The 18,090-nt window shown below is 68.4% G+C and carries 15 protein-coding genes; 5 read left to right on the top strand and 10 right to left on the bottom strand.

Translation table 11 applies throughout. The features are described from left to right. Positions 1 to 831: an SDR family NAD(P)-dependent oxidoreductase gene (locus ACXDF8_RS20220; protein WP_457225063.1), complete on the bottom strand. Its 831-nt coding sequence runs from the start codon at positions 829 to 831 to the stop codon at positions 1 to 3. A 100-nt stretch (positions 832 to 931) separates the two neighbouring features. Between ACXDF8_RS20220 and ACXDF8_RS20215 the strand changes: the two genes are divergently transcribed. Then, complete coding sequence (locus ACXDF8_RS20215) at positions 932 to 1,321, top strand: DUF732 domain-containing protein (RefSeq protein ID WP_457225062.1); 390 nt, start codon at positions 932 to 934, stop codon at positions 1,319 to 1,321. A gap of 67 nt (positions 1,322 to 1,388) precedes the next feature. Here the strand turns inward: ACXDF8_RS20215 and ACXDF8_RS20210 are convergent, their stop codons facing one another. After that, positions 1,389 to 5,141 (bottom strand): multifunctional oxoglutarate decarboxylase/oxoglutarate dehydrogenase thiamine pyrophosphate-binding subunit/dihydrolipoyllysine-residue succinyltransferase subunit, encoded by a 3,753-nt coding sequence (locus ACXDF8_RS20210; protein ID WP_457225061.1) that lies wholly within the window; start codon positions 5,139 to 5,141, stop codon positions 1,389 to 1,391. Positions 5,142 to 5,333: 192 nt separating this feature from the next. Further along, on the bottom strand, positions 5,334 to 6,122 hold the full coding sequence (locus ACXDF8_RS20205; protein WP_457225060.1) for a hypothetical protein: 789 nt from the start codon (positions 6,120 to 6,122) through the stop codon (positions 5,334 to 5,336). 136 nt (positions 6,123 to 6,258) lie between these two features. On the opposite strand from ACXDF8_RS20205, the gene ACXDF8_RS20200 reads away from it, so the two are divergent. Further along, positions 6,259 to 7,506: a multidrug effflux MFS transporter gene (locus ACXDF8_RS20200; RefSeq protein ID WP_457225059.1), complete on the top strand. Its 1,248-nt coding sequence runs from the start codon at positions 6,259 to 6,261 to the stop codon at positions 7,504 to 7,506. 26 nt (positions 7,507 to 7,532) lie between these two features. Here the strand turns inward: ACXDF8_RS20200 and ACXDF8_RS20195 are convergent, their stop codons facing one another. After that, entirely contained in the window at positions 7,533 to 8,636 is a 1,104-nt protein-coding gene (locus tag ACXDF8_RS20195) for an Rv2629 family ribosome hibernation factor (RefSeq protein ID WP_457225058.1), read from the bottom strand. A gap of 292 nt (positions 8,637 to 8,928) precedes the next feature. On the opposite strand from ACXDF8_RS20195, the gene ACXDF8_RS20190 reads away from it, so the two are divergent. Continuing rightward, positions 8,929 to 10,851 carry an MFS transporter gene (locus ACXDF8_RS20190; protein ID WP_457225057.1) on the top strand — a complete coding sequence of 641 codons (1,923 nt, stop codon included), beginning with the start codon at positions 8,929 to 8,931 and terminating at the stop codon, positions 10,849 to 10,851. Positions 10,852 to 10,867: 16 nt separating this feature from the next. Here ACXDF8_RS20190 and ACXDF8_RS20185 read toward each other — a convergent pair whose 3' ends face one another. The 6 genes from ACXDF8_RS20185 to ACXDF8_RS20160 are packed head-to-tail and all read right to left on the bottom strand — an operon-like array spanning position 10,868 to position 16,331. Further along, positions 10,868 to 11,461: a hypothetical protein gene (locus tag ACXDF8_RS20185; protein ID WP_457225056.1), complete on the bottom strand. Its 594-nt coding sequence runs from the start codon at positions 11,459 to 11,461 to the stop codon at positions 10,868 to 10,870. Positions 11,462 to 11,499: 38 nt separating this feature from the next. Continuing rightward, the gene (locus tag ACXDF8_RS20180) at positions 11,500 to 12,444 is read right to left on the bottom strand and encodes an alpha/beta hydrolase (RefSeq protein WP_457225055.1); all 945 of its coding nucleotides are present in this window, start codon (positions 12,442 to 12,444) and stop codon (positions 11,500 to 11,502) included. After that, a complete protein-coding gene (locus tag ACXDF8_RS20175) occupies positions 12,441 to 13,919 on the bottom strand; it encodes a flavin-containing monooxygenase (RefSeq protein ID WP_457225054.1) in 1,479 nt (492 codons plus the stop codon). The genes ACXDF8_RS20180 and ACXDF8_RS20175 overlap by 4 nt, the downstream gene beginning before the upstream one ends. Next, the gene (locus tag ACXDF8_RS20170) at positions 13,901 to 14,611 is read right to left on the bottom strand and encodes an SDR family NAD(P)-dependent oxidoreductase (RefSeq protein ID WP_457225053.1); all 711 of its coding nucleotides are present in this window, start codon (positions 14,609 to 14,611) and stop codon (positions 13,901 to 13,903) included. The genes ACXDF8_RS20175 and ACXDF8_RS20170 overlap by 19 nt, the downstream gene beginning before the upstream one ends. Continuing rightward, positions 14,608 to 15,363 carry an HpcH/HpaI aldolase family protein gene (locus ACXDF8_RS20165; RefSeq protein WP_457225052.1) on the bottom strand — a complete coding sequence of 252 codons (756 nt, stop codon included), beginning with the start codon at positions 15,361 to 15,363 and terminating at the stop codon, positions 14,608 to 14,610. Before ACXDF8_RS20165 ends, ACXDF8_RS20170 begins: the two co-directional genes overlap by 4 nt. After that, the gene (locus ACXDF8_RS20160) at positions 15,360 to 16,331 is read right to left on the bottom strand and encodes a zinc-binding dehydrogenase (RefSeq protein ID WP_457225051.1); all 972 of its coding nucleotides are present in this window, start codon (positions 16,329 to 16,331) and stop codon (positions 15,360 to 15,362) included. Before ACXDF8_RS20160 ends, ACXDF8_RS20165 begins: the two co-directional genes overlap by 4 nt. A 109-nt stretch (positions 16,332 to 16,440) precedes the next feature. Between ACXDF8_RS20160 and ACXDF8_RS20155 the strand changes: the two genes are divergently transcribed. Then, positions 16,441 to 17,271 (top strand): SMP-30/gluconolactonase/LRE family protein, encoded by an 831-nt coding sequence (locus ACXDF8_RS20155; RefSeq protein ID WP_457225116.1) that lies wholly within the window; start codon positions 16,441 to 16,443, stop codon positions 17,269 to 17,271. 2 nt (positions 17,272 to 17,273) lie between these two features. Further along, on the top strand, positions 17,274 to 18,083 hold the full coding sequence (locus tag ACXDF8_RS20150) for a thioesterase family protein (protein ID WP_457225050.1): 810 nt from the start codon (positions 17,274 to 17,276) through the stop codon (positions 18,081 to 18,083). Positions 18,084 to 18,090: the final 7 nt, after the last annotated feature.

Below are 18,090 nucleotides of genomic sequence, written 5' to 3'. Positions count from 1 at the left end.
TCAGCGCATCGGTGGAGAAAGCCTGGGCAGGACGCTGGAGAACAGCCGCTGGTAGCCCGAGCCGGTGGCGCGCACGACGAGGTCCAGGATCTTGGCGTCGGCGCCGACCAGAACCCTGGCCCGGTTCTTGCGGACAGCGTCGAGGATGATCTGGGCGGCCCGTTCGGGTGTGGTGCGAGCCAGCTTCTTGTCGAACGCCGCGGCCAGTGAGGCCTGATCGAGTCCCTCGGCGGCGGTCGCATTGCGGGCGATCGCGGTCTTGATGCCACCGGGATGCACGGTGGTCACCTTCACCGGGTGCTTGGCCAGGATCATCTCTTGGCGCAGTGCCTCGGTGAAGCCGCGGACCGCGAACTTGGCCGAGTTGTAGGCCGCCTGGCCGGGTACCGAGAACAGGCCGAAGAGGCTTGAGACGTTGATGACGTGTCCGTCGCCGGAGGCGATGAGGTGCGGCAGGAACACCTTGGTGCCGTTGACCACGCCCCAGTAGTCGACGTCCATCACCCGCTCGATGTCCTTGAACTGGCTGATCTCGACGTCACCGGAGAAGGCGATGCCGGCGTTGTTGTAGATCTGGTTGACCTTGCCGAAGTGGTCCTTGACGGTGTCGGCGTAGGCCTGGAACGCCTCACGCTCGGTGACATTGAGGCGGTCGGCCCGGACCGGGGCGCCGATGGCCTTCAGTCGCTGCTCGGTCACCGCCAGTCCCTCGGTGTCGATGTCGCTGATCGCCACGCTGGCGCCTGATCGGCCCAGCTCGACGGCCAGTGCCTGACCGATGCCCGACCCGGCCCCGGTGATGACCGCAACCTTTCCGGCAAACCCCTGCATGGACGCTCCTCGGGTTGTTTGACGTGTGTTGAATGCGCCCACGTTAGCCGGTGACCTACCCGGGGGTAACAGCGGCATGCCGAAGGGCGATGCTTAGGGCATGACGTTTCGCCGTATGACGGGCGCCGGTCTGGCCGCCGGATTGATCGCCAGTCTGATCGGCGGGGCGGCAGCCTTCGCCGCACCCGCCCACGCCGACGACACCACCACCGCCGACTTCCTCTCGGCCTTGGGCAACGCCGGCATCACCGGAGTGGATCCGGCACAGGCCGTCGAGCTGGGACAGTCGATCTGCCCGATGCTGGCCGACCGCAGCCAGAACACCGCCGACATCGCCTCGACGGTCTCCGATGCGCTCGGCCGGCCGCTGGGCCCCGCCACCATGTTCACCGGTATCGCGGTCTCGTTCTTCTGCCCGCGTGCCATGCAGGACCTGGCCAACGGTCAGTCGCCCATCCCGCTGGACTTGCTGAACAACTTCGGCTTCTAGGCCCGAGCGTGGGCCCTATGCACGCGACACCGCGATCTGGCGTGCATAGGCCCCACAGTCGAGCGTTCTAGCCGAACGCTTCGTCGATGATCTCCTGCTGCTCGACAGCGTGCACCTTCGACGAACCCGACGACGGCGCGGACATGGCGCGCCGGGAGATCCGCTTGATGCCGGTCAGCTTCTCCGGCAACAACTCCGGCAGGGTCAACCCGAAGGTCGGCCACGCACCTTGGTTGGCCGGCTCCTCCTGCACCCAGAAGAACTGGTTGGCGTTCGGATACGAGTCGAGGGTGTTGCTCAGCCGGCGCTTGGGCAGTGGTGCCAGCTGTTCGACACGCACGATCGCGACGTCGTCGCGCTTGTCCTTCTCCTTGCGGGCGGCCAGCTCGTAGTAGATCTTGCCGCTGGTCAACAGGATTCGCGTGACCTTGCTGCGGTCGCCGTCACCATCGGTGTAGGTCCGCTCCTCCAGGATCGAGCGGAACTTCTGCTCGGTGAAGTCCCGGATGTCGCTGACAGCGGCCTTGTTGCGCAGCATCGACTTCGGCGTGAACACGATCAGCGGCCGGTGCACACCGTCGAGGCCGTGGCGGCGCAACAGGTGGAAGTAGTTCGCCGGCGTCGACGGCAGGGCGATCGTCATCGACCCTTCGGCCCACAGCTGCAGGAACCGTTCGATGCGGCCCGAGGTGTGATCCGGACCCTGGCCCTCGTGGCCGTGCGGCAGCAGCAGCACCACGTCGGAGAGCTGGCCCCACTTGGCCTCGCCGGAGCTGATGAACTCGTCGATGATCGACTGGGCGCCGTTGACGAAGTCGCCGAACTGGGCCTCCCACAACACCAGTGCGTCGGGGTTGCCCACCGAGTAGCCGTATTCGAAGCCCACGGCCGCATACTCCGAGAGTGCCGAGTCGTAGACCATCAGCTTGCCGCCGGTCGGCGTGCCGTCCGGGTTGATCGTCAGCAGATCCAGCGGGGTGAATTCCTCGCCGGTCTTGCGGTCGATGATCACCGCATGTCGCTGGGTGAACGTGCCGCGGCGGGTGTCCTGCCCGGAGAACCTGATCAGCTTGCCCTCGGCCAGGAACGAGCCCAGCGCCAGCAGCTCGCCGAACGCCCAGTCGACCTTGCCCTCGTAGGCCATCTCGCGGCGCTTCTCCAGCACCGGCTTGACCCGGGGGTGCACGCTGAATCCCTCGGGGAAGGACATGTGGGCGTCACCGATGCGGGCCAGCAGCGACTTGTCCACCGCGGTGGTCATCCCGCGCGGAATCATCTGGTCTTCTTCGACCGACTCGCTGGGTTCGACCTCAACCTTTTCCAGCTCGCGGACTTCGTTGAACACCCGCTCCAGCTGGCCCTGGTAATCGCGCAGCGCGTCCTCGGCCTCCTTCATCGAGATGTCGCCGCGGCCGATCAGGGATTCGGTGTAGGACTTGCGCACGCCGCGCTTGGTGTCGATCACGTCGTACATGTACGGCTGCGTCATCGAGGGATCGTCACCCTCGTTATGGCCACGTCTGCGGTAGCAGAGCATGTCGATGATGACGTCCTTGTTGAACTTCTGCCGGAAGTCCACGGCCAGCCGGGCCACCCACACGCACGCCTCGGGGTCGTCGCCGTTGACGTGGAAGATCGGCGCGCCAACCATTTTCGCGACGTCGGTGCAGTACTCCGAGGACCGCGAGTCCTGCGGCGAGGTGGTGAAGCCGATCTGGTTGTTGACGATGATGTGGACCGTGCCGCCGGTGCGGTAGCCGCGTAGCAGCGCCAGGTTGAGCGTCTCGGCCACCACGCCCTGGCCGGCGAACGCCGCGTCGCCGTGCAGCATCATCGGCATGACGGTGAATTTCGCGGCGTCGTCGCCCCCGTTCGCGATGTCCAGCAGGTCCTGTTTGGCCCGAACGATGCCTTCCATCACCGGGTCGACAGCCTCGAGGTGCGACGGGTTGGCGGTCAGCGACACCTGAATGTCGTTGTCGCCGAACATCTGGATGTAGTCGCCGCGAGCACCGAGGTGATACTTGACGTCACCGGAGCCGTGCGCCTGCGACGGGTTGAGGTTGCCCTCGAACTCGCTGAAGATCTGCGAGTAGGGCTTGCCGACGATGTTGGCCAGCACGTTGAGCCGGCCGCGGTGCGGCATACCGATCACGACCTCGTCGAGCGCATGCTCGGCGGCCTGGTCGATCGCCGCGTCCATCATCGGGATGACGGTCTCGGCGCCTTCCAATGAGAAGCGCTTCTGGCCAACGTATTTGGTCTGCAAGAAGGTCTCGAACGCTTCGGCGGCGTTGAGCTTGGACAGAATGTACTTCTGCTGGGCGACGGTCGGCTTGTCGTGCTTGACCTCGATGCGCTCCTGCAGCCACTTCTGTTGCTCGGGTTCGAGGATGTGGGTGTACTCCACCCCGACGTGGCGGCAGTAGGCGTCGCGCAGCAGGCCGAGCACGTCGCGCAGCTTCTTGGATTCCTTGCCGGCGAACCCGTCGACGCGGAACACCCGGTCGAGGTCCCACAGCGTCAGACCGTGAGTGTTGACGTCAAGATCCGGGTGGCTGCGGAAACGCGTCTTGTCCAGCCGCAGCGGGTCGATGTCGGCCATCAGGTGGCCGCGGTTGCGGTAGGCGGCGATCAGCTCGATGACACGCGCGTTCTTGTCGACGATCGAGTCCGGGTTGTCGGTGCGCCACCGGACCGGCTCGTAGGGGATGCCGAGCTCGAAGAAGATCTCGTCGTAGAAGTCGTCGGAGAGCAGCAGTTCGTGGATGGTGCGCAGGAAGTCACCCGACTCCGCACCCTGGATGATCCGGTGGTCGTAGGTCGACGTCAGCGTGATCAGCTTGCCGATACCCAGCTCGGCGATCCGCTCCTCGCTGGCACCCTGGAATTCGGCCGGGTACTCCATGGCGCCCGCACCGATGATGGCGCCCTGCCCGGACATCAGCCGCGGAACCGAGTGCACGGTGCCGATGGTGCCGGGGTTGGTCAGCGAGATCGTCACACCGGCGAAGTCCTCGGCGGTCAGCTTGCCGTCGCGGGCGCGGCGCACGATGTCCTCGTAGGCGGCGATGAACTGACCGAACCGCATGGTTTCGCAGTTCTTGATCGCCGCGACGACAAGCGACCGGCTGCCGTTCTTGCCCTGCAGGTCGATGGCCAGGCCCAGATTGGTGTGTGCCGGGGTGACGGCGTTGGGCTTGCCGTCGATCTCGGCGTAGTGGCGGTTCAAGTTCGGGAACTTCTTGACCGCCTGCACGATCGCGTAGCCGAGCAGGTGGGTGAAGGAGATCTTCCCGCCGCGGGTGCGCTTGAGGTGGTTGTTGACGACGATCCGGTTGTCGATCATCAGTTTCGCCGGGATCGCGCGAACGCTGGTGGCGGTCGGGATCTCCAGCGAGGCGTTCATGTTCTTGACGACGGCCGCCGCCGCACCACGGAGCACCTGCGTCTCCTCGCCATTGTCCGCAGACACCGCGGCAGCCGGGGCCGGCTTGGGGGCCGGTGCCTTGGCGGCCGGTACGGGGGAGCCGTTGCCCGACGGGGCGGCCTTGGCGGGGGCCGGGGTCGGCGCCGCCTTGGCGGTCACCGGTGCGGTCGGCGCGGCTTGCGGCGGGGCGGCCGGTGCCGCGCTCGGGACCGCGCGGCCATTCCCGGTCGACTTACCGGTGGGGGCCGTCTCCGTCGTCGGCTCCGGGTTGTAGTCGACCAGGAACTCGTGCCAACTCGGGTCGACCGAGGAGGGGTCGTCGCGGAACTTGCGGTACATCTCCTCGACCAGCCACTCGTTCTGGCCGAATGGTGAACTCGTACTGCTCACGGCAGGTGCTCGCCTCAATTCCTTCATCCGGGCAAGCCGCGTTTGGACGGATTGCCCCCACTTTTGTGCCCCGACACATGGCCGCCGCTTAAAAGGCTAACCCCTCTTCGGTGTTCCCGAAGCACCTCAGCGCCATGGTCAGAACTACTGCGGCAACCGGTTCGACTCCGTCGGCGAGCGGTTACCTCGGGGCTACCTTTCGTTGGTAATGGCAGGCAGCAGGTGCAGGCTCGCCGGCCACCGATTTGGCGCAGGCCCGAAGGCGGTGCGCGCGTTGTTCACGATCTTCTTGCCCATCATTCGGTTGCCGCCACCACCGATGGCTGCGCCGATGCCGACGGGCAGCATCTTGCCAAATGCCATCGCCGAACGCTTGATCGTGTAGCGCTTGACGAAGTACCGCATCAGCCGCGTGTTGAGCTGCGACAAAGCCGGCAGCGGCAACAACTCGGCGCTCTCGGTGAGCCAGGCGCCGCTGGTACGCGCCGGCCCGATCAGTTCGGCGATCGCGCCCTTGCTTTCCTCACCCACCAGCACGGCCAGCACCAGCGCCCGGCGCCGCTCCCGCTGTTCGAGCGGGATGTTGTGCACCTCGGCGACGGCCAGCACGAACACCGACGTCGCCTCCAGGAACACCAGCGTCTCACCGGCTACCGCCGACAGGGCGGCCAGCGTGCCGATGCCGGGGAAGGCGGCGGCCGAACCGACGGCGGCGCCGCTGGCCATCACCGCGGCCAGGTAGCGCTTTTCCAGCTTGGTGACGATCTCGGCGGGGGTGGCGTCGGGATGCGAGCGGCGCAGCCTGCCCACATAAGCCTTGACCGCCGGGGCCTGGGCCCGGGCGCTGCGCTCGAGGATCTGGGACAGCACCCGCGCCGACATGCTGGCGTCATCCTCGCTGCCACCGTCGATCTGGGCCGGCAGCTGGGCAGCCGCTCGGCCGGTGGCATCAGAGCCAGTGCCCCGTCGTCGAACTTTCATGCCTGCGCCTTCCTGCTGGTCCCACCAGGCTAACGAACGGATGCCCCCTCGACGTGCCCCGCGGTGATCCCTGTCACCGCGTGCCGTAGTTGCCGCAGGAGGAACAAATAACCGGCCCGGCGTGCTGTGGTCAGTCATGGCAACATCCCAGAGTGTGACCGACACCCGAAGCACACCGCCGGTCGCCCCGGAGACGCAGGCGCCCGGCCGAATTCGGATGATTCTGGTGCTGGGCGCACTGGTGGCGCTGGGGCCACTGACCATCGACATGTACCTGCCCGCGCTGCCGCGCATCGCCGAGGAACTCGGGGTGTCCTCGTCGGTGGCCCAGCTGACGCTGACCGGAACGCTGGCGGGTCTGGCGCTGGGCCAGCTCATCGTGGGTCCGCTGTCGGACTCGCTCGGCCGGCGCCGCCCGCTGATCGCCGGGATCGTGCTGCACATGCTGGCCTCGGTCTTGTGCCTGGTGGCGCCCAGCGTGGCGGTGCTGAGCCTGGCACGCGGACTGCAGGGGATGGGGGCGGCCGCGGCCATGGTGGTGGCGATCGCGGTGGTGGGCGACCTGTTCGACGACACCCAGGCGGCCACCGTGATGTCCCGGCTGATGCTGGTCCTCGGAGTGGCCCCGGTGGTCGCGCCGTCGCTGGGCGCGGTGGTGCTGTTGAAGGCGTCGTGGCATTGGGTGTTCGCCGTGCTGATCGTGCTGGCGGGATTGCTGCTGGTGATGGCTGCCCTGGCACTACCGGAGACGCTGCCCACCGCGCATCGGCGCCCGCTGCGGGTGCGCTCGATCGCGGCCACCTATCTGATGCTGATGCGTGATGTGCGGTTCGTGGTCCTGGTGCTGGTCGCGGCGCTGGCCATGGCGGGTTTGTTCGCCTACATCGCCGGCGCATCGTTCGTGCTGCAGGGCCGCTATGGCCTGGACCAACAGAGCTTCGCGCTGGTGTTCGGTGCGGGCGCGATCGCGTTGATCAGCGCCACCCAGTTCAACGTGGTGTTGCTGCGCCGTTTCTCGCCGCAGCGCATCGCGGTGTCCGCGCTGGCCGCGGCCGCCGGGTGCGGCGTGGTGTTCATCGCGCTCTCGGCGACGCACACCGGCGGATTGTTCGGCTTCGTACTACCGGTGTGGGCGATGCTGGCCATGCTGGGTTTCGTCATGCCCAATGCCCCCGCGGTGGCGCTCTCGCGCCATCACGAGGCCGCCGGAACGGCCGCCGCGCTGCTCGGGGCGGCGCAGTTCGGCCTCGGCGCGGTCATCGCCCCGGTGGTCGGCCTGCTCGGCAACGACGAACTCGCGCTTTCGTTGGTGATGACCGCTGGCGTCGCGATCGCCCTGCTGGCGTTGGTGGCGGTCGGCGCGCCGGCCCCGGATGAGGCCTGACGCCACCGCTACTCGTACTCGGCGGGCTAACCCGCGGAGCTGTTCTCCGCGTACCGCAGCACCGCGGCGATCCCGTCGGCGGGGTTGAGCCGCTCGTCGGTGCGGACCAACGCCGCGCCGGTCGACACCGCCAGTAGCGGCAGTGCCTCGTCGGCCCGCAGTGTGCGCTCGGGCGCGCCGCCGAGGTCGGACAGGGTGTCGGCGTCCGGCGCGACCATCGCCAGGTCGGTGTCGGCGACGACGGTGACGTCCCCGATCTCCCCGATGATCAGGGTGTCCACCGCGCCGTCGCGCAGTGCGGCTGTCACGTCGGCCAGTCCTTCGACGGCCAGGCCGGTGCCGCGCCCTGCCGCGAAGCGCTGCGCCGCGTCGTCGATGACCGCGAGTCGCCGCTTGAGCAGTTCCTGGGTGATCTCGTCCTGTTCCTCGGTCTCGTCGGTGCCGCCGGTGCGGGCTCCGGCATGCAGCTGCACCGCCTTGTCTGCCACCCGGTCGGGCAGGGCGGACACCAGGTCGGTGCGCGAGCTGACCTCACCCTTGATGAACACGACCTGCGCGCCCGCATCGTCGAGGAGATGAGTGACCCGATCGGCGACCCCGCGGATGTTCCTGCGGGTGGCCTCTTCGACGGCGTGCTCCTTGCCGTACTCGTGGCCCTCGGCCGACTTGGCCTTGTGCACCGGGTAGCCGTCGCCCTCGACGCTTTCGGTGTCGACCCGGTTGGGCCGGTGCACGGTGATGTCGGCGCCGGCGTGATCGACGGCCACCAGGAGGTAGACGGTGTGCAGGGGTCCGTGCTCGACGACCGGCAGTAGGTAAGGCAGCTCGGAGACCCGGATGATCGTGGTGGTCGGTGGTCTGATGAGGCGCTCGTCGAAGACGATCGTGTCACCGGCGGCGATCACCGCCCGCCCACTGCGGCCCACCGGCGGATGGGCGCCGCGGACGGCACTGTCGATGGCCTCGATCACCGCGGGCTCGACGGACTCGCCCTCCAGGTGCTTGCGGATGTCACGTAGCCGGGCGTCGAGCTGGGCGGCGGCGTCCTCGGTGTCATGAGAGTCGTCGAAATAGATTGAGACGAACGGACCCTTCGCGTCCACCAACGGGCGGAATCGATCCGAATGCATGGCTACTCCTCAGCTGTAAATCGTTGCGGTGTCGGTTCTCCACAGGGATCGCACAGGGGCTGAACCCTCGACAGCTGACCTCATCAACGTACGCCTACGGGGCCCTTCGTCGACAGGCCGCTTCCGGGTACCTGATCGGCGAGTCGATAGTCTCGACCGGGGCAGCGCGACCGCCGGAAGTGTGCGCACCGGTGGCGGCGTTATGCACCCGGGTACCACGATCGATCGATCCGGTGCGGCGGCAGCAGCGGTTGGCCGACAGCGTCGCAGTAAGCCGAAACGAGGTGTGGATATGACCAGGAACATGGCCGGCCGGGAGCCGGGCGTGGACTTGGAAACCGGCCCGCGGCCGGCTGACGGGCCGCCGGCGAATCCATGGCCTGCGCTGTGGGCCATGATGGTCGGCTTCTTCATGATCTTGGTCGACTCGACCATCGTCGCGGTGGCCAACCCCAGCATCATGGACGCGCTGGAGATCACCGACTACGACACCGTGATCTGGGTGACCAGCGCCTACCTGCTCGCCTATGCGGTACCGCTGCTGCTGGCCGGCCGGCTCGGCGACCGTTATGGACCCAAGAACCTCTACATCGTGGGTCTGGCCGTCTTCACGGCGTCTTCCCTGTGGTGCGGGATGGCCGGTTCCATCGACACCCTGATCGCCGCGCGTGTGGTCCAGGGCCTGGGCGCGGCGCTGCTGACGCCACAGACCCTGTCGACGATCACCCGCATCTTTCCGCCGGAGCGTCGGGGCGTGGCCATGAGCCTGTGGGGCGCGACGGCCGGAGTGGCGACGTTGGTCGGACCGCTCGCCGGCGGCGTGCTCGTCGGGCATCTGGGCTGGGAGTGGATCTTCTTCGTCAACGTGCCGGTCGGCGTGATCGGGCTGGCGCTGGCGGTGTGGCTGATCCCCGCGCTGCCCACCCGCCGGCACGACTTCGACGTGCCCGGTGTGGTGCTGTCCGGGCTGGGGATGTTCCTCGTGGTGTTCGGACTGCAGGAGGGGCAGAGCCATCACTGGGCGGCGTGGATCTGGGCCGTCATCGTTGCCGGCATCGGGTTCTTCACGGCCTTCGTCTACTGGCAGGCGATGAACCGCGACGAGCCGCTGGTCCCGCTGGCGATGTTCGCCGACCGCGACTTCAGCCTGGCCAATCTCGGCGTCGCGGTGATCGGGTTCGTGGTCACCGCGATGATCGTGCCGGTCATGTTCTACGCGCAGGTGGTGTGCGGTCTGAGTCCGACCCGGTCAGCGTTGCTGATCGCGCCGATGGCGGTAGCCAGCGGCGTGCTCGCGCCATTCGTGGGCCGGCTGGTCGACCGGGCCCATCCCGGGCCGATCATCGGCTTCGGGTTCTCGGTGCTGGCGATTGCCCTGACCTGGCTTTCGACCGACATGACGCCGACGACTCCGATCTGGCGGCTGGTGGTGCCGCTGACCGCGATGGGCATCGGGATGGCGTTCATCTGGTCGCCGCTGGCGGCCACCGCGACCCGTAACCTGCCGCCGCAGCTGGCCGGCGCCGGTTCGGGTGTCTACAACGCGACGCGGCAGGTCGGCTCGGTCCTGGGCAGCGCCGGCATGGCGGCGTTCATGGCAGCGCGGATCGGGGACGAGCTGCCTGCGGCATCAGTCGGCGCGACGCCCGGCGAGGCGGCGGTGTTGGCCTTGCCCTCGTTCTTGCACGAGTCGTTCGCCGCCGCCTTGTCGCAGTCGATGCTGCTGCCGGCATTCGTCGCGCTGTTCGGCATCGTCGGCGCGGTGTTCCTGCTCGGCGGCTTGGTCGGGCGCAGCAGCGATTCGGACCATGCCGACGAGGAGATCACCGACGAAATCCCGGTGTATGACGAGGGTTACGACGAGGGTTATGACGACGACGCCTACGTCGAGTACCTCCTCGACCGGGAGCCCGTGCATCGCCCGACGGTCTTCGAGCGCGGCGATGAGCTCGACGACGAGCGCGACGATGAGTTCGACGACGAGACCGAACGCATCGCGTGGTCGGTGCCGGAGCCGCAGCTGTACCGAGCGCCCGCCCTCAACGGTTTCGGGATCGAGAGGTCACCGAGCCTGGACGGTGTGAGCGTCGACATCGAGCAGCCGTCGCGGCATCGGCTCAGCGACGAGGGAGATCAGCGATCTGCGCGGCACTACCGGGGCGAGGGGGACGAACACGAAAGCTACGGCCGCCACTCGATGCCCCGGCGCGACTGACACCTACGCCCAGCCGTCAGCGGACCGGGAGCAGGTCCGGGTATTCGGTCGGCGCCGTCCGGCCGTGGCTGCGAAACATCTCGTAGGCGCCCGGGGCGGTCGGGCCGGCCCCGGCGGCCAGCACGGCCTGCGCCTTGAACACCCGTGCGGCCGCGCTCAATTCGTGCCGAACTTCGTTCCCGGTGCGGCGCATCCCCGGTACCCAGAACTCGCCCCACACCGTCACTTCGGTACGTGTCGAGCGGGCGGCGGCGGTTACCACATCGCCGACCCGCTCGTCGGCTCCACACAGCGATCCCGCCACGGCGAGCGCAAGCGGTTTTTCGCCGTTGCCGACGATGGTCGCCAGGTCCGCCGTGCGCACGCCGAGGATCTGCAGCGCCGCCATGTCGCTGTCCTCGGAGACGGCCACCCGGACATCCCAGCCCGCCATCACCCGGTCGAACAGCCACCCGCCGGCCGAGTTCACCACGTCGGCGACGTGGATACCGATCACGTCGAGCCGGTAGCTCGCCCGCTGCCGGGTCCCGGCGCGCCGCGGCGTCCGGGGCGGCTCGTCGAGGTCGGACATGTCGGCTCTCGCGGACCTTCCATCACCGGGTGCACGCACGCCCACCAGCGTGACATTCAAGCGTTAATCTGTAAAGCTCATGCTTTGCCGAGGAAGCCCCGGAGTGCGGCGCCGTGCAGGTCTAGGACGGCCCGGCTCACCTCCCAGTCCGGGCACAGTGAATCGAAGCCGTGACAGGTTCCGCTGAACAGATGCAGGTCGGTACGCACGCCCGCCCGCAGCAATCTCCCGGCGTAGTCGACAGCCTCGTCGCGCAACGGGTCGAGCTCCGAGCAGGTGATGAATGTGCTTGGTAGACCGGTCAATCGGCTGTACCGCGCCGGAACAAATGTCGGACCCGGCGTGCTGTCACCGAGGTAGTGCCGCCACATCTGCGCCGCGGCGGCCCCGTCGAAACCCGGTGCGATGACGAACTCTGCCTTGGTCGCCGTCGGCCGGTCGTCGAGCACCGGCTGGTGCAACAGCACGCCGACGACAGGCGGTAGGGTGCCTGCCGCTGCCCGCTGGGCGAGCCCGGCCGCCAGTGCGCCGCCTGCACTGTTGCCGGCCAGGGCCAGCCGGGTGTGGTCGAACCCCGCCTCCGACGCCGTCGTCCACACCCACCGCAGTACCGCGGCGGCGTCGTCGAGTGCGGCCGGGTAGGGGTGCTCGGGGGCCAGCCGGTAGTCGACCGACACCACGGTGCAGCCGCCGCGGCGGGCCAGTTCGACGCATTGGCGGTGGTCGGTATCGAGGTTGCCGAGCACGAAGGCCCCGGAGTGCAGGTAGATCACCACCGGCGATGGTGCCGGGGCCGCACGGTAGAGGCGGATGGCGACCGGTGGCCCATCCTCGCGCGGCACTGTGGCCTGGCTGATCTGCACCCCGGTGGCGTCGACCAGTGCGACGGCATCTCGACGTCGATCGTTGAGTGAAACCCGCACGCCCGCAAGGCCGTCGACGGACAGGTCGATGCGTGCCGCCGTGAACGGGTGCAGTGCCGGGTCCAGTCGGTCGAGCAGCCGGGTGTCCAGTGCCGTCACCCGTTTCCCGGGGGCGTGAACGTGTAGTCACGAGACCGGAACCGGCGGGTCATCGCCCAGAACGCGCGGGCGCTGCGCGGCCACTGGGTCACCACCCGCCCGTTCGGTGCGCGAAAGTAGTTGCTGCACCGGGTGGTCCAGACGGTGCCTTCCATCCAGCGGTCGATGTCGGCCAGGAACTGTGCGGTCGTCTCCGCTCGGACCGCGATGTAGCGGTAGCGGTTCCGGCGCAGGTGTTTTAGGGCCCGCACGATGTAGCGGGCCTGGGCCTCCAGGACAAACAGCACACTGTTGGAGCCGACATTGGTGTTGGGGCCGTAGAGCAGGAAGAAGTTCGGGAAGCCGGGGACGGCCATGCCCAGATAGGCGAACGCGCCGTCGCGCCAGGTGTCGTGCAGCGACCGCCCGCCCTCACCGACCACGTCGATCTGGCCGAGATAGTCGGTGGCGGCATACCCGGTGGCGCACAGCACGACGTCCACGTCCAGTTCCGAGCCGTCCTCGGTGACCAGCGAGCGGGCGCGCAGTGCGCGGGCCGGGCTGGCGACCACCTGGACATGCGGCTGGGCCAGCGTCGACAGATAGTCGGCGGCGAACACCAGGCGCTTGCAGCCCAGTGGATGGTCCGGGGTGAGGCGGGCGCGCAACTGCGGATCGTCGACTTCCGATTCCAGGAAGCGCAGCGAGATGTTCTTGAACTCCTGGGTTTTGTCGCTGCCGTTCTCGATGACCGCGATGTTGGCTTCGCTGCGCAACCACAACCGGATCCGATACAGCTTCTTGGCCAGCGGTATTCGCCGGAACAGCCAGCGTTCCCGCTCGGTGTAGGGCCGGTCGGGCTTGGGCAGTACCCAGGTGGGGGAGCGCTGCACCGAGTACACCGTCTCGGCCACCTTCGCGACCTCGGGCAGTAGTTGCGATGCCGTCGAACCGGTGCCCAGCACCGCTACCCGCGCCCCGGTGAGGTCGACGCTGTGGTCCCACTGCGCGGTGTGCATGAGCGTCCCGGTGAAGGGCTCCTGCTCTTCGAGGTCGGGGAGCAGCGGCCGGGTGAACATGCCCACCGCCGAGATCACGATGTCGAAGGTGTGCTGCTGCCCCGCCGAGGTGGTCAACGTCCAGCTGCGTTGGCCGGCGTTCCAGTGCGCCGAGGTGATCTCGGTGTTCAGCCGCAGGTGTGGACGCACGCCGTGGCGGTCGGCGGAGCGTTCGAAGTAGTCCAGCAGTTCCGGCTGCCCGGGCCACAGCCGGCTCCAGTCGGGGTTGAGGTCGAACGAGTAGGAATACAGGTGCGATTTCACATCGCAGGCCAGGCCGGGATAGCTGTTGATGCGCCACGTACCGCCGACGCCGTCCTCCCGGTCGAAGATGGTGAAGTCGTGAAAGCCGGCCTTGCGCAAGAAGATTCCGAGTGCGATGCCCCCTGGTCCGGCACCGATGATGCCGACGGTGGGACTCAGCCGATTCGTAGGCACTGGCCACCGTCGATGACGAGTTCCGCGCCGGTGATGAACGACGCCTGGTCGGAGAGCAGGAAGGCCACTGCGTCCGCGATCTCCATCGGCTGACCCAGCCGTCCGCTGTAGGCCCGCGCCACCAGCCGCTCGCGTGTCCTGTCGTCGAGCATCGGTGTCTCCACCGGGCCGGGGAACACGGCGTTGACGCGAACGCCCGCACCGGCCAGCTCGGCTGCGGAGATCTGGGTCAGGCCCCTTAGGGCCCACTTCGACGAACCGTAGGCGGCGTGGAAGGGAAACGGCCGGATGGCTCCGGTGCTGCAGGTGTTGACGATCGCGGCGCCCTCGGTGTCGCGCAGCTGCGGCAGTGCCGCGCGAATACCGAGGAAGGGGCCCAAGGTGTTGACCCGCCAAGCCCGTTCGAATCCCTCGGCCGTCTCCTCGTCCAACGGCGCACGGTGCAGCACTCCGGCATTGTTCACCAGGGCGCTCAGTGCGCCGAACCGCTCGACCACCCGGGCGATCCCGGCGGTCCACTGCTCCTGTGACGTCACGTCGAGTTCGATTGGCAGCACCCCGGGATCGTCGGTGGCGATGTCGAGGCGGTCGGCGGCAGCCACCGAGAACCCATCGGCGCGCAGCCGCCGGACGATCGCCTGGCCCTGGCCTCGCGCGGCCCCGGTGACCAGGGCGACCTTCGGTCCGTTCACGGCAGTCCCCCCGCCTCGCGCAGGTACTGCGTTGCGCCGCGGCGCAACGCCTGAGATTCCGCACTGAGGGTGATCATCTGAAACCCCAACGCCGCCAGTTCTTTTCCGATCAGACCGTCTCCGGCATGGACGCCGGCCACGATTCCGGCCGCCGTGGCTGCGTGTTGTACCCGGATCATCGCCGCACGTACCGCGGGGTGGCTCGTCGCCCCCGGCACCGAAGCGCCCAGCGTGATCGCCAGATCTGCCGGACCGACGTACACGCCGGTCAGCCCCGGCACCGCACAGATCTCGTCCACCGCCGCCAGGCCGGCCTGTGTTTCGATCATCGCGAACACGCTGACCCGCGCGGCCAGCTCGGCGGGGTCGTGGCCGAGGGTGGCGCGCAGCGGTCCGAAGCTGCGGATCCCGTCAGGGGCGAATCGGGCCGCGGCCACCGCCTCGGCGGCCTGCTCTGGACTGTCGACCATCGCGACGATCACGGCGTCGGCACCCGCGTCGAGCACCCGCCCGATGGGGGCGGCCGCCGCGGTCGGCACCCGCACCGCGGTGGCGATCGGGACCTGCTCCAGGCGGCGCAGGATCACCGCGACGTCGGCGTCGTCGAGATAACCGTGCTGGATGTCGAAGCCGACGTAATCGTATCCGGCCCTTGCGAATTCTTCGGGTCCGGCGAACGACGGGCCGGTGACCCAGCCGCCCCAGACAGTGCTTTTGGCGGCCAGTGACTCCTGCAGTCTGCTCGGGGTCACGGCGCGGTGATCGCGATCTTCACCCGTCCGGGGGTCGGCCGGCAGGCGAACTCGAAGGCATCCTGAACCTCGGTGGCCGGAAAGGTGTGGGTGACGTACATCCCCAGCAGGTCCGGATGCTCGCGAGCGAACTCGTCGGCCTCGTCCAGCACGCGCCGGCGATCTAGCGTCACACCGGATTTCAGCGTCAGGTTGTTGCGCAGCATGGTGCGCATGCTGATCGGGTAGCTGTCGTCGTCGGGAACGCCGAAGTAGAACACGGTGCCACCGAAGGCGGCTGCCTCCACGGCGTTGTTGAGGGTGGACACCTGATGGCCCACCGCCTCGATGACGATGTCGGGTTTGTCGTGCGGTGACAGGTGGGCCACCCAGCGGTCGCTGGTGGAACGCACCACGGTGTCGACGCCGAACTTCGCGCCCACGTCGTCACGGTAGATTGGGTCGACGCCGGTGACGCGGGTCGCGCCACGAGCCTTGGCGACGTAGGAGAACAGCAGGCCGATCGAGCCCTGTCCGATCACGGCCACATGCTTGCCGGTCAGCGGTGGGAGTTGTTCGAGCGCATAGAGAATGCAGGCCAGCGGTTGCAGGCCCACGGCATGGGTGGGGGACAGGGCCGGATCGTAGGGTGCCAGCCCGTTTCCGTCGGAGACGACGAATTCCATCAGGCCGTCGAAGCCGGATGCCCAGCCCACCACCCGGTCGCCGCTACGGTGGCCGGGGTGCGCGCTGGCCACCACCTCGCCGGCGATCTCGTGGATGGGAAATCCCGCCATCTCGGCGGCCTGTGTCCCGGTGTCGCCGGGCAGCCGTCCCTGCACGCCCTTGAACCCGGGCAGGTCGCTGCCGCAGACTCCGGCGGCGAGAAATTTCAGCAGCACCTGCCCGTCGCGCAGCTCATCGGGCGCCGGCTGCGGTAGCGTCCCACGCTCGAAGGTATAGGGCGCGACGAGTCGGTAACACCACACGGGTCAGCCTTCCCGCGTCGTACGCGTCGTTGACAGTGCCACGTACGGAGCGTGACACTTGTCCGATGTTTTGTAAAGGTACGGCGATCACGTGAGTGTCGCCGGTTCGCTGCGGCCGACCCCGCTGGCCGACGGGTTCTCCTTCGGTGAGGGGCCGCGCTGGTTCGAGGGCCTGCTGTGGTTGTCCGACATGCTCGGCGCGGCTGTGCACACCGTCAGCCTGGACGGATCGGTGACCACGCTGACACTCGACGGCCACGCCCCAGCCGGCCTCGGATTCCGTCCCGACGGGACGCTGCTGATCGCCTCCACCGAACGCCGGATGGTGCTGCGGTACGACGGGGAGGAGACCACCCCGATCGCCGACCTGTCCGGCGTCGTGCCGGCCGGCGTCGGAGACATGGTGGTCGACGCCCACGGCCGGGCCTATGTCGGCGCGCAGGCCCGCCAGGGCGGGGTCATCGTGCGCATCGACCCCGACGGCACGGTCGCCGTGGTCGCCGACGACCTCGACTTCCCCAACGGCATGGCCATCACCGGCGATGGCGGGACCCTGATCGTCGCCGAGTCGACCGGCCGTCGCCTCACCGCCTATGACGTCGACGCCGACGGTGCGCTGTCGGCGCGCCGGGTGTTCGCCGACGGGCTCGAGGGGCCGCCGGACGGTATCGCGCTGGACGCCGAGGGCGGCGTGTGGACGGCGATGACGCTGGCGCATCAGTTCCAGCGGGTGGTCGCCGGTGGTGCGGTCACCGATCGCATCGATATCGGCGAGCGGGCGGCGATCGCCTGCATGCTCGGCGGCCCCGACCGGCGCACCCTGTTCCTGGTGTCGAGTTCGGACGCCTACCCGCAACGGCTGGCCGGCACGCGCCGCTCCTGCGTCGAGACCGTCAGGGTCGAGATCCCCGGCGCCGGCTATCCGTCGATCGAAAGGTGAGCATGACCGACAGCTACTACGAGCTGCTCGACCCCGCCGATCCGCGCGGTGAGCGGTTCGGCGCCACCGATCTGGTGCGCAGCACGTGGTCTCCGCGTATCCAGCACGGCGGTCCGGTGTCGGCGCTGCTGGTGCGGGCGATGCAGCGTTGCGAGCAGCGCGACGACACCCGGTTGAGCCGGGTGGTGGTGGATCTGCTCGGCGGGGTGCCCGCCGACGGAGACCTGTGGGTCGCTGCCACCGTCGAGCGGGCCGGCCGGCAGATCGAGTTGGTGAGCGCGGTGATGCTGGGGCAGGGACCCGACGGCAGCCCCCGGCCGGTGGCCAAGGCCAGCGGCTGGCGGCTGCGGACCGTTCCCACCCCCGGCCTGACTGCTGCCCCGGTGCCACCGCTGGCCCCGCGCACGGCCGGCGTCAACCGCAACCTCGCCGAGAAGTTCGACCGCAACTACGTGCACAGCACCGAGTGGCTGTGGCTGACCAAGCCGCTGGCGGCCGGTCCCGGCGAGTCGTGGATCCGCCCACTGGCGGGTCTGGTGCACGGCGAGACGATGACACCGCTGGAGCGGCTGTTCGCCATCGCCGACTCGGCCAACGGGATCGGCACCAAGATCGACATCACCAAGTACACGTTCATGAACACCGACCTCGCGGTGCACGTCCACCGGGTGCCGGTCGGTGAGTGGGTCGGCATCCGCTCGGAGACGAGGTACGGACCTGACGGGATCGGGACGACGGTGGGCACCCTGTTCGACGACGACGGCGCGGTGGGCAGCATCCAGCAGTCGGTGCTCGTACGGCCGCGGTCCTAGTCGGCCG

Source organism: Mycolicibacterium sp. CBM1 (genome assembly GCF_054073305.1).
This window is presented reverse-complemented; position numbering and strand designations above follow the sequence as displayed.

Excerpts from the sequence above, each read along its gene's own strand:
- ACXDF8_RS20205 (WP_457225060.1), bottom strand. The coding sequence starts at position 6,122 with ATGAAAGTTCGACGACGGGGCACTGGCTCTGATGCCACCGGCCGAGCG.
- ACXDF8_RS20220 (WP_457225063.1), bottom strand. The coding sequence starts at position 831 with ATGCAGGGGTTTGCCGGAAAGGTTGCGGTCATCACCGGGGCCGGGTCG.
- ACXDF8_RS20150 (WP_457225050.1), top strand. The coding sequence starts at position 17,274 with ATGACCGACAGCTACTACGAGCTGCTCGACCCCGCCGATCCGCGCGGT.
- ACXDF8_RS20195 (WP_457225058.1), bottom strand. The coding sequence starts at position 8,636 with ATGCATTCGGATCGATTCCGCCCGTTGGTGGACGCGAAGGGTCCGTTC.
- ACXDF8_RS20190 (WP_457225057.1), top strand. The coding sequence starts at position 8,929 with ATGACCAGGAACATGGCCGGCCGGGAGCCGGGCGTGGACTTGGAAACC.
- ACXDF8_RS20215 (WP_457225062.1), top strand. The coding sequence starts at position 932 with ATGACGTTTCGCCGTATGACGGGCGCCGGTCTGGCCGCCGGATTGATC.
- ACXDF8_RS20200 (WP_457225059.1), top strand. The coding sequence starts at position 6,259 with ATGGCAACATCCCAGAGTGTGACCGACACCCGAAGCACACCGCCGGTC.